9 protein-coding genes and 1 pseudogene are annotated in these 11,198 nt (G+C 46.9%); all 10 read right to left on the minus strand.

Going from position 1 to position 11,198, the window contains the following annotated elements; translation table 11 throughout:
• Nucleotides 1-397: pseudogene (locus V3S16_RS08720) on the minus strand (hypothetical protein); the annotation flags it as partial.
• A 14-nt stretch (nt 398-411) separates the two neighbouring features.
• Nucleotides 412-882: a ubiquinol-cytochrome c reductase iron-sulfur subunit gene (locus V3S16_RS08725; RefSeq protein ID WP_413884294.1), complete on the minus strand. Its 471-nt coding sequence runs from the start codon at nt 880-882 to the stop codon at nt 412-414.
• Nucleotides 875-2,758, minus strand: a complete 1,884-nt coding sequence (locus V3S16_RS08730; protein ID WP_413884295.1) for an FAD-dependent oxidoreductase — start codon at nt 2,756-2,758, stop codon at nt 875-877. Before V3S16_RS08730 ends, V3S16_RS08725 begins: the two co-directional genes overlap by 8 nt.
• A 175-nt stretch (nt 2,759-2,933) precedes the next feature.
• A complete protein-coding gene (locus tag V3S16_RS08735) occupies nt 2,934-3,653 on the minus strand; it encodes a hypothetical protein (protein WP_413884296.1) in 720 nt (239 codons plus the stop codon).
• Nucleotides 3,654-3,953: 300 nt separating this feature from the next.
• Nucleotides 3,954-5,330 carry a sigma-54-dependent transcriptional regulator gene (locus V3S16_RS08740; RefSeq protein WP_413884297.1) on the minus strand — a complete coding sequence of 459 codons (1,377 nt, stop codon included), beginning with the start codon at nt 5,328-5,330 and terminating at the stop codon, nt 3,954-3,956.
• Entirely contained in the window at nt 5,327-7,216 is a 1,890-nt protein-coding gene (locus V3S16_RS08745) for an ATP-binding protein (RefSeq protein WP_413884298.1), read from the minus strand. The genes V3S16_RS08740 and V3S16_RS08745 overlap by 4 nt, the downstream gene beginning before the upstream one ends.
• Before the next feature lie 7 nt (nt 7,217-7,223).
• A complete protein-coding gene (locus tag V3S16_RS08750; protein WP_413884299.1) occupies nt 7,224-7,484 on the minus strand; it encodes a hypothetical protein in 261 nt (86 codons plus the stop codon).
• Nucleotides 7,485-7,896: 412 nt separating this feature from the next.
• Nucleotides 7,897-8,715 carry a c-type cytochrome gene (locus V3S16_RS08755; RefSeq protein ID WP_413884300.1) on the minus strand — a complete coding sequence of 273 codons (819 nt, stop codon included), beginning with the start codon at nt 8,713-8,715 and terminating at the stop codon, nt 7,897-7,899.
• A gap of 15 nt (nt 8,716-8,730) precedes the next feature.
• Entirely contained in the window at nt 8,731-10,128 is a 1,398-nt protein-coding gene (locus V3S16_RS08760) for a c-type cytochrome (protein WP_413884302.1), read from the minus strand.
• A gap of 106 nt (nt 10,129-10,234) precedes the next feature.
• On the minus strand, nt 10,235-11,198 hold a 964-nt coding region (locus V3S16_RS08765), incomplete at its 5' end, for a cytochrome b N-terminal domain-containing protein (RefSeq protein ID WP_413884301.1).

Below are 11,198 nucleotides of genomic sequence, written 5' to 3' on the forward strand. Positions count from 1 at the left end.
GAAATATGACCGCAATTATCATACCCTCGCTGGACCATTTGTGAATGTTTCGCAACAGTCTTCCGCCGAAAACAACATAGCTTATGTCTTTAACACTGCTGTAAGCCAGCTCTACCGAAGGATGGTAATAGATCATGAGTAAGATACCCGACACTACGGCAATTAAAAGCAGATTTAGCGTGATAAGTCCTAAACCAAATGTATATGTGGGTCTTAAGGTATTTATGTGGGTTCTGGCGCCCTGGATGTGGAGGAAAAAGTTGTTAACGATTATAGCAACTCTTGACCTGTCAGATATGGGTTTGCCGTGCAGTAGAAAGGAACTTATAAATGAACTCTTAAGCGATAGTATATTATCTTTGAGTTCATTGAGTCCTGACCGCTTCGACGCATTCATAAACGCTCCTTAATTTAAACTTTAAACGTAGTCCCCGGTTTTACTTCTTTGGCGGCATCAACCACAAGCGTGCCGTCCATACTCTGGCTTATATCCAACCAGGCCAGATTTCGCGGTGCGGGTCCGGCAATAACTTTGCCGGTTCGATTATATTTGGAGCCGTGACAGGGACACTGAAAACCCCACTCGGTAGTATAAACAATACACCCCAGATGCGTGCATATACTGGATATGGCATGAATTCCGTCACTGTCGGCAAATATAAAAACCTTTTTATCATCAAGTTTCTTTACCGTGCCTACCGGAAAATTATCGGGTTTTCCAATCTTGAATTTTTGTGACTCTTCATAGAGAACATTCGGTTTCGGTATTCTTAACATCCCGGCAACAGCAGTCAAAGATGATAAAATAACAGCTCCTACAGATGCCAGACCGAGAAAGTCGCGCCTGGATACACCTGCTTTGCCTTGAGTTTGATCACTCATTTGCCCATACCTCCTTAAAAGAAAATGTTTCCATGGTTATGGCATTGGCCGGGCACCGTTGGGCACACAGGCCGCAGCGAATACAAACGGTTTCATCCTTTATGATGGCGCCCCCTTCTGAAAGGGGCATATCCTTATAATAATTTTGGAGAAGCTGCTGAAAATCAGATCGACCCTGAAGGTTTTGGATTGATACGAGTTTCAGACAGTTTTGCGGGCACACATCGGCGCAGCCTCCGCAAAGGATGCATTTATCACTGTGGAAAATTATATTCACGGCGCAATCAAAGCACCTGCTTGCTTGACGTCTACTCTGGGTTTCAGTGAAGCCTTTTTCAACAATCAGGTTCATGGCCTTTTTGCGCTCTTCCGGCGGCATGGCAGGCACCCCTTCCCGGGGGGTGCTTTCGTAATCCCATTCGCGCGTGTAATCCTTGATCGCCGTGTGCAGCGCTGTCGTGTCCGCGGAAAGTTCCTTTTTCTTCAGAAAGGCATAAATTCTCCTGGCCGCCTTTTTTCCGCTGGCAATGGCGTCAATCATAAGTTTAGGGCCGTGAGCGACATCGCCGGCCGCAAAAACGCCCTCAGCCTCTGTTTCAAAAAGAGATGGAGAAAGCTTCAATTGGCCGCGCTCATTCAAGGCCACATCGTCGGAATCGATGAACGATAAATCCGTGGCCTGCCCAATCGTTAAAAATACCTTGTCGGCATAAAGATCCATAACCTGGCTTTTATCGAACCGGGGGGCAAACTGTCCGTCTTCATCAAAAACAGACAAACAGTGCTTAAACTTTACGCCGCAGGCCTGCCCTTTGTCGTCGACAAGTATCTCTTGCGGCCCCCATGAATTGTATCTTATGACTCCTTCTTCCTCGCCTTCATCTATTTCTACTGTATCGGCCGGCATCTCCTCCAGGGACTCAAGGCAAACAAGGTGCACCTCCTTTACTCCTTTTTGACGGATTGCAGTCCGCGACACATCATACTCCTGCTGCCGGATAAGCGTTCTGGCGACATCATAAGCAACATTGCCGCCGCCGATAACAATGACTTTCTCTCCCAGTTCCAGTTCACGCTTAAGCGCCACATCTCGCAAAAAATCCACACCGCCGATAACTCCGGGAGCATCAACGTTGGGTATGGGGATTTTCCTTGATTTTTTAGCCCCGACGGCAATAAGCACGGCCTGGTGTCGGGAACGCAGCTCGCTTAAAGTGATGTCTTTACCGACTTGGGTATTACAGATAATTTCGGTTCCCAGTTCTTTGATAACTTCAACTTCGGCTTTAATAAGACTGCGCGGCAGCCTGTACTCGGGAACTCCCAGATAAAGCATGCCCGCAGGCACGGGTTCCATTTCATAAATGACCGGTTTTATACCCATCAGGCAAAGATCGTGAGCCGCCGCCAGCCCGGCGGGTCCCGCGCCGATAATGCCGACCATGGGTGCGTCCTCAGCGATAGATGAAATTTGGAAATGTCTTAGAAAATTCTTGATATCTTCGGAATCTTCGCATTCATCCGGCGTCATTGAACGAAATCGTTCAATAACCTGCAAAGGGCTCTCATCGTATTTGCCGGATTCCACCCCGAATTTTCCGGTAACAAATCTTTTCAAAGCCCGAATGGAAACAGATTCGTCAAGATTCGCCCTGCTGCAGGCGGTTTCACAGGGAGCGCCGCAAATCCGGCCGCACATCGAAGCCAAGGGGTTGGGTCCGCGAGCGATCAGATAAGCTTTTTCAAAGTCACCTTCTGCAATCGCACGCACATACCCTCTCGAATCCGTATGAACCGGACAGGCAGACTGACATTTAATCTGATTTTTCCAGTATTCAAGATCGGGAATTTCAACTGAGTATTGATATTTAGGCATAACGCCTCCAAAATATTTTTGACCTGATAGTATCGAAATTTCCTTTTGCTTGAACCGCAACAAGCGGGCGTATTCCCAGCCCGCGAACGGCAGCAACAGGATTCCCATTTCCCTGAACTATTCGGGCTAGGCCCGTTAGAGCGCCTCTAAATTTTCTGCCACGCACATCTTCTGGTTATAAATCGTGACTGGCAGGTATATTAAACATTGCCGGCTCTTCACCAGCCGGAAACTTCAAGTACAATTCTACTTCGTACGGCCCTTCTATGTCAACACTCGGGGCTTTAAGCAGGCTGCCGTCCTTGGTCGGTAAAAGAAATCGTATGGCTTCCAGTTGGTCTTCGTCTTCGGGAACATACTTAACAAAAGCGCGGAATCGGTTCACATTGATCGGCTTGGTATGCGCGTTGAAGATCACCAAAGAGAATCCGCACTTCTTGGAATAGATCCCCTCTACGTGATGGATTTTGTTAGGCGCCATAAAAAACACGCCCCCGTGTTGTCCCTTATGAATATCGTGGGAAGCTTTCTTTTCTTCTTTATGCTCGTCTTCTTGGCCGGGCTTCATGTTTGCATGCTTCTCAGATTCGACGGTTTTGTCCACGTGGCCCTCTTTTTCTTCGTCGTGCGAACCTTCCTTGTCGCGCTGCATGTTTGCATGCTTCTCAAGCGCGACCGTTTTGCTCATAGTCATGGGGCCTTGCATTGGCATCCCTGTTTTCTGCATATGCATAGCCGGTGAAAACATCGATCCGCCTTCCTGGAATTCGGCTTCTTTTGACAAGTCCACGTGCGTCAAGCAGCCGGAACTTTTGGGCGCATCCGCTTGAGCGGTCGGCAACCCTAATAGTAAAAACATGATCGCAGCAGATAAGATCAGTTTCATTGATTTCATTTGGTATCCCTCCTGTATTTTATATTTTAAACATTTCCCGGTTTGTCCGGAGTCGAGTTCTCTACGACTTTTTCCTTATAAGCAAAACGCTTGTTAACTTAGCCGCTTCAGATTTCTCTGCTTATCTGCTTATAATGCTAATAATATATAGCAATATCGGTGCCGGAGTGGCGCAGGCGGGGCCTGATGTTTTATAAGTAGCTGTTTTTGAATAGAATCTATGGAGAGAGCAGGGCGGGAGCGCTCTTCTCAGGAGGGGAGACTTTCCCATTATTGGGAAAAACAGAGGGGTTTTGCGTCCTATTTCTGGGAATTGCCGGTGGAATAGGCGATCCCCAATTCATCCATTTTGCGGTAGAGGGAGGATTTGCTTAGCCCTAAGATAGAGGCGGCCTTTTTCTTGTCAAAGGAGACCTCCTCCAGCACGGAGAGGATGGCAATTTTCTCAAACTCTTTCATGCTCTGCCTTAAATCTCCACGTCCCAACAACTTGGATATTTTCCTCGACTCGTGGAGTTCCGCCGGCAGGTCCTGATTTCCGATCAGTTCTTTATCACAGAAAATCATGGCCCGCTCAATCACATTCTTTAACTCACGAACATTCCCTTCCCAGTTGTAACTCAAAAGAAGCTTCATGGTCATGTTATCCACGCCCGCAACGTTCTTTCCCAATTCCTGGTTGAATTGGCGGATAAAATGACGCACCAGCGCGGGTACGTCTTCCTTTCGCTCCCGCAGGGGGGGAGTATGGATATGAATGACATTCAGCCGGTAGTAGAGATCTTCTCGAAACGTTCCCTGCCCTACCATCTGCTTAATGTCCTTGTTGCTGGCAGCAATAATGCGGGCACTTAGCCTTTGCGTCGTTACCGAACCCAGTGGGGTGAACTCCTTATTATCTATTACCCGCAAAAGCTTGACCTGGGCATCCAAAGGTATTTCGGATATCTCGTCCAAAAACAGGGTCCCTTCCTTTACTATTTGCAAGTATCCTTCCTTACGGCTCTTTGCATCCGTGAAGGCACCCTGCTCATGGCCGAAGAGTTCGCTCTCCCATAGGGTAATGGGGATCGTGCCGCAATTAATGGTAAGAAACTTTCCCTCCTTCATGGGACTGTTAAAATGTATGCTGCGGGCGATCAACTCCTTGCCTGTGCCGCTTTCCCCCGTGATCAGAATATTGCTCGCTGTTGAGGAAACCTTACGCACCACATCAAAGACATTGCGCATGGATTGGCTTTTGGCGATGATGTTGTGAAAGTCGTAATGCCTTTCCATTTCCTGCCGCAAGATTTGATTTTCTCGCTTGATCTTGAGGTATTGATCGATCCTCATAATCTTGGCAATAACTTCTTCATAAATGAGGGGCTTCAAGATATAATCGAAGGCCCCGTAACGCAGGGCATTCACGGCGGTATCAACCGAGGCATAGGCCGTAATCATGATGACAATCGTTCCCGGAGAGATATCGGGTATCTTCCGCAAAAGATCAATGCCGTTCATTCCCGGCATGTTTATGTCGACTATGGCTATGTGTATATCCTCCTTTCCTATCAAGGATAGGGCCTCCTCCCCGTTTGGCGCGGAGAGAACTTCATATCCGGCATGCCTGACGGCATCGGCGAGAAGATCGCGGATCGCTCTTTCATCGTCAACAACGAGTACTCTGGCTTTCATTCTTGCTCCTCCCCGGAATACGACAACGGGATTTCTACAGCAAATACCGCGCCCCCTCCTTTGCGGTTGGACGCCCGAATCGCTCCTCCCATGTTCTGCATAATTCCATAGCTGACGGAAAGCCCCAGACCCGTTCCCTCGCCCACCTCCTTGGTGGTAAAGAAGGGCTCAAACACGCGCGAAAACAACTCTTCAGGGATGCCTGGTCCCGTATCCTCGAACGAAACAATGACTGCATGATTTTCCAGTTTGCTGGCAACCGTAAGGGTACCGGCGCCGTTCATTGCGTCGGCTGCATTAAAGATAATGTTCAGAAAAACCTGGAGCAGCTGATCACCGTCTATCTTTAATGCCGGGATCTCACTGTCCAGACAGGTTGTCACTTGAATGCCTTTGAGTCTCCTGTCATAACGTGAAATTCCAATTGCGGACTGGATCACCTGATTGCCGTGTGTGAGCCTCTTGCGATATGATGCCGGTCTTGAAAAGTCCATCATCTCTCGTACTATCTTGGATATACGGTCGATCTGCTCCTTCATAGCCTTTATCTTTTCGTCCGAGCAATTGTTTCGTAAATCGATCTTTAGAGTTCGAACAAAGGAAGACAAGGCCGAGAGGGGGTTACCTATCTCATGGGCCACCCCGGCCGCCATCTGGCCCAAAGCAGCCATCTTCTCCTGATGGATTATCTGTACCTGTGCTTCCTTGAGCCTGCGGGTTTGTTCCTGGGCGATCTCTTCCAGATGCTCGGTATAGGACTTCAGCTCCTTTTCTAATTTTCGCTGTTGGGTTATATCAAGGACATACTCGACAAATCCGGCTGGATTTTCCCCGGCATCCTGCACAGGATAGGCCTGAATCATGAATACACGCTGTGCGCCATTTTGCAGTATAACCTTTCTTTCCAATTCCTTGGACTTCCCGGTCTGCATTGCAAATCTGCCCGGGCAGTCCTTGCAGATATCCTGCGTCTGGTAGAGGAGTTCAAAACATTTAAGTCCATTCGCCAAAGAAGACCCTGCCATATCTTTTAAAAGGACCTCGTAGGCGTGGTTGGCATGAATGATCTCGTAATCTTTGGATATATAGGCAATCCCGGCCGTGATTCCATTGAATATGGAAATCATGGTGTTCCTGGCCATGATCAGTTCATGCTCCTTTTCAGCAAGGGCTTGGGCCATCCGGTTAAAAGATTTGCCCAGCTCTTCCACTTCATCCCCGATATCGATCTTAACCCGCTGGGTCAGATCCCCCCGGGCCATACGCCTGGTAGTCTGAATCAGGTTCTTCAATGAACCCTTCAAGCGGCGCTCCAGGAATAATGTGAAAAGGGACCCGCAAAAAAGCGTCACAACGAAAATGGCGATTCCCCGGTAGGTAGAGTTTGCTAAACGTCGGTTTACCTCCCTCGTATTTATCCCCAAGTGAATTTCCCCCACTTTTTTGCCATCATGGGCAATAGGCGTGCTGAGATGTAGGGCATGGCCGGAGGCGTGGAGAAGTCCCACCGCCTCACCTGTCTCATTAACGACCGGACTTCCTTGCGCCAGATGCACCATATGGCCCCGCAGCAGACCACCTTTTGCCAAAACATCCCCTTCCCGGTCTGTTAACATAATATACTCGATATCGCTGTTTTCTAAGGCATGCGCCACAAACTTCTCCAAAAACGCTTTATCCTCATTCAATATATATCCCGAAATCACCGCTGATACGGAACTCGCCCTCGTCAGCGCTGCATTTATCATCTCCTCTTCAACAGCATGATGCTGTTCCATAATGGTGAAATAAAGAAAATATGAAAACAGGATGGCATAGACCAGAAAAATGGAGGCGATCGCCTTTTGGCGAAGAGTAATCCTGCGCTTTTTATGGGTAGGTTCCATCTTAATTTTAACTCTCAATATCGGATTTACTGTCCCTTAGGGTGAATAAGACAATAATAATAACTGCACCAATGAGACTGAATGCTAAAATAAATAGCGCAACTGTTGTTGTTGTCAATAATTTATCAAGGCGTTCTTTTTCGGCTGTTATATCATAATAGATTTCAAAAGCGCCGATAAAATTGTTATTTTTAATTATCGGAACGTAGGTTTCAACCACATCTGCCTTAACTACTTGATCTTCGAGAGATTTAGTATCCTTTCTCACAACCTTCGTGTAAACTTGCCCTTTAGTTACAATATCGTAAAAATACCTGCTTTTGTGCATTGTTCCAATTTCTTCGGAGGCTGTAGAATATATGGTCTCTCCGGATTTTAAAAATATATTTCAAGGTTCCCAATTTGTTATGATCCAATATTGATTTCATATCTATCCGCTGAAAATGCAAGCTTCCGGCCTGAATCAATCCGCCTCATCATCATCAGACTAATATCATAAATGATTTCATTTGGGAATCTTCAATTTTTGGTGGTTTGATTTTGGGGTGATCCAAGGAATCGTCACATGCGGGTCTTCATCTGAAGCATGAAAAACATACAATATATGGGATAATTTGCACGCGGTGAATGGGAACCGATCAACGATATATATAGACTATAGTTTCCCTGAATACATACGGTTATTCATCCCGACCCTTGAGCTGCATTAATTTGAGCGTATAGGAAACAAGATGCCATCGATCTTCCTCTTCCAGTGTGTCCTCATAGGAAGGCATCGCTGTCCCGTCAAGGCCGGTGGTAAAAGTTATATATACATTTTCAGGTGAAGAACCTCTCTTGAGTGCGCCGGTTGTAAAATCAAAGGGTAATACCTTGTGGCCCTGGTCGTCTTTGAGGTCTTCTGCCTTGGGGCCGTCACCTTTGCCTTCATGGCCATGGCATTCCCAGCATTTCATCTTTTCATACAGCTGCTTGCCTTTTTCGACAGACGAAAAGCTGCCAACCCATTCAAGCTTTTTCACCTTTATGGGCTCACAGGGTTCTTCCTCTTCCCACCACTCTGAGAGGGTCTTTATAAACTCTTTAACGGCCTCTCTTTCCGCAGCAGAGAGGATCTCTTTAGTGGAGGGCATGAATGACCTCGAAATACCATTTTCGATTGTCCTTAGGAGGTCTTCATCAGTGGGCATACATCCCGTTGAGGTTGTACGGAACTTAAAGACAGCTTTAACGAAGTCCCTTGGATATATCTCCATAATCCGACCACTCTTTTCTGACCTACGGATAACACCGACCAGCCCCTTGCCGTCACCCTCAGCTCCATGGCATATAAGACACCTTTCCTCATAAATTTTTTTGCCGGAATCAATTTTGGTGTCTAACCCATAGGCATTCTCTGTTTTTTGTAAGGTTGCCATCAGGCCCGCTGATAAAAGCATTAAGAAAAATACCGGGATAATGCCTTTATATTTTTTAATAAAACCTTGCACCTGTTTCATCCCTCTTTTCCACCTCTATTTTTTACTTGATAGTGTTCTTACATAGGCAACTATATTTACAATGTCCTGATTCTCCAACCCCAGCCCCTTGCTGCCAAAAGCCACCATGGGGGTGCCCTGTCTTCCGTCACGGACGGTTATCGCCAGAAATTCAGGATCCGCTTCTTTTTGCACCACAGGATTCACAAGGCTGATGCCAAGGATTTTCTCGCCGCCTTCACCTTTGGGACCATGACACATTTGGCAGCGGACCTCATACAGTTTCTCGCCGTTCTTTATATTCTGGTTAAATCTCGATAATATGAAAGGCTCTGATTTCTCAGCCGGTCTGTCCCTTGTTATATACTGAAGAATCTTATTAATCTTCTCATCAGAAAGGCCGGCGGCATCGGCCTTCCAGGCCGTCATTTGGGTCTCGGAGCGTCCCTCTTCTATGATCTTTTTTAAAAATTTATCATCAATCGATTTTAAGAAGGCCGGATTCATGATGGCCGGGATGGTTCTCTTGAAGATATCGTCATAAATACTGTATTTTCCTGAAGTATGACAGGCAATGCAGTACATCTTATATAGCGCCTCGCCGTCCATGGCCGCTTCCCTGCTCCGGGGGGATTGCCATATGCGTCTGTATTGTTGCGGAATTTCATCCGATCTCAGCGTCAATGTATAGGTAGTTAAAAGATCCGATTCCTTATCTTTAATGTCAATTTTCATCTCACTTTCAGGGACGATATTCCGAGGGTCGTCAAAGTGCTGTTTATGCCATGAGTAGGGTGTCTGCTCATCTTTGACATACTTCATCGGAAAATAGGCGATAGGCTGAGATCCTATACCACCTAAAGCCTTACCCAAAATCCCGCCGATACCATTGAGTTTATGGCAGCCCTTGCATCCTTTTTCCCTGAACAACTTTTCACCGGCGGCGACAATTTCTCCTCTGTTTTGTTTTAACATCTCAAACTCATGGCATTGCGCGCAGGAACTCTGAACATACTTTAACGGCATAATCGGATAATCCCAGTGGGTATCGCGGCCGGCGCCGTGGGCTTCTTTCAAATTAGTGGCACGACCCTGTCCATTATGGCAGATTGTACATCCAAATTTATCCAGCGGATGATCCTTCAGGTAATCGCCGCTGTGCTGTTTGTAAACGATCTCGGCGTTTGCCATCAGTGGATTCTCAACACCGATATGACAGCTTGTACACCGATCAATCCTTTTCAGACTGCTCAGATAGATTTGTTGAATCTTAACATCCAAAGACTTGGCCTTTTTCTTCGTAGCTTCATCCTTGGCATTTTTTATCAACAATTCTTTGTACTCATTCTGATATTTCTTCCATTCAGGCGATAGCTCTCTGAAACCGGTAAGCAGCATAAAAGCGAGAAAAATCAATCCTGATATTAATGACATTGACACATAAAATTTCCTGTACATAACCTGCCTTTGTGCTTCTTAATTCTAACTTGAGGTGAAGTTTCGCTTGACTAAAAACAACCCGGCCTTAATGGTATTATCGTCAATGTATTGGCCATTGGCTTTTTGACCAGTAAAAATCCCAGTTGGGTCCTCTAAGCTCAGTACCCACATAGGTAAATATTGCAAAGCTGAGCAAAAACATGGTGAAAAAGGCGATGGCCCCCATCCTGGTCGAGTCGGTCCGCTTAATTACCAATATCGTCCATGCCATGGTAAAACCGACCCAGATCGTGCCCGGATTGATAAGCATAATTATCAATTGCGGTATATCCGGCCACCAGTTCCTGAACCAGCCGAAGTTGATAACAAATGCAAGTATACCGATAAGCACCACGACTCCAACAATAAATGACGTCAACGCTACCAGCCGTCCCTGTCTGTTTGAGAACCAGATGCCGACATATTGCCGCTCCCGGTCCAGGTAGGGTATTAAAACAAGGCCTACTATCGCCAGGGTGGGAATGCCGATACCGCCCATGAAGGCGGAGTAGGACACCAGTTCCTGAAGCCCCAGAAAATACCAGGGGGACTTGGCGGGGTTTTCAGGCAGCAGGGCGTTGGCCGGCTCTCTAAGCGGTGCATCTACAAAAAATGAATAGGCCACCACCACGGCCAAACAGAGCATAAAGACCGCCACCTCAGCTCGCAGAAGATGAGGCCAGCTCATCACCGTGCTTTCCACATCTTTGTCAGCCGCAGGGGTTTTGTCACGGACAAGCGCCATCAACCCGTAGGTTTTGCCGGCGTTAAGTACTCCTTTCTTCTTTTTCGGAGCAGAGAGGGAGCCGATCTCGCCCTTGGTGGGCTCGAAATTCTCCGGCACGGTGAGTCCGCCGTCTTTTCTAATCCGCCAGAAATGGACACCGAGCAATATGAACAAAGCGAGAGGGAAAAGTATAATGTGAAGCAAATAGATCCTTATGAGGGTTTCTTCGCCGGGGTTCAATCCACCCAAAAAGATTTCTTTTTGAAAGCCCCCGATGTCAAAATATGCGGTGATACCT

The sequence above is a fragment of the Candidatus Desulfatibia sp. genome (assembly GCF_036446775.1).
In the GTDB taxonomy this organism is placed as follows: Bacteria; Desulfobacterota; Desulfobacteria; order Desulfobacterales; family UBA11574; genus Desulfatibia_A.

Coding starts and splice junctions, on each gene's coding strand:
- V3S16_RS08740 (WP_413884297.1), bottom strand. CDS start 5,330: ATGAAAGCCAGAGTACTCGTTGTTGACGATGAAAGAGCGATCCGCGAT.
- V3S16_RS08725 (WP_413884294.1), bottom strand. CDS start 882: ATGAGTGATCAAACTCAAGGCAAAGCAGGTGTATCCAGGCGCGACTTT.
- V3S16_RS08755 (WP_413884300.1), bottom strand. CDS start 8,715: ATGAAACAGGTGCAAGGTTTTATTAAAAAATATAAAGGCATTATCCCG.
- V3S16_RS08730 (WP_413884295.1), bottom strand. CDS start 2,758: ATGCCTAAATATCAATACTCAGTTGAAATTCCCGATCTTGAATACTGG.
- V3S16_RS08745 (WP_413884298.1), bottom strand. CDS start 7,216: ATGGAACCTACCCATAAAAAGCGCAGGATTACTCTTCGCCAAAAGGCG.
- V3S16_RS08735 (WP_413884296.1), bottom strand. CDS start 3,653: ATGAAATCAATGAAACTGATCTTATCTGCTGCGATCATGTTTTTACTA.
- V3S16_RS08760 (WP_413884302.1), bottom strand. CDS start 10,128: ATGTCATTAATATCAGGATTGATTTTTCTCGCTTTTATGCTGCTTACC.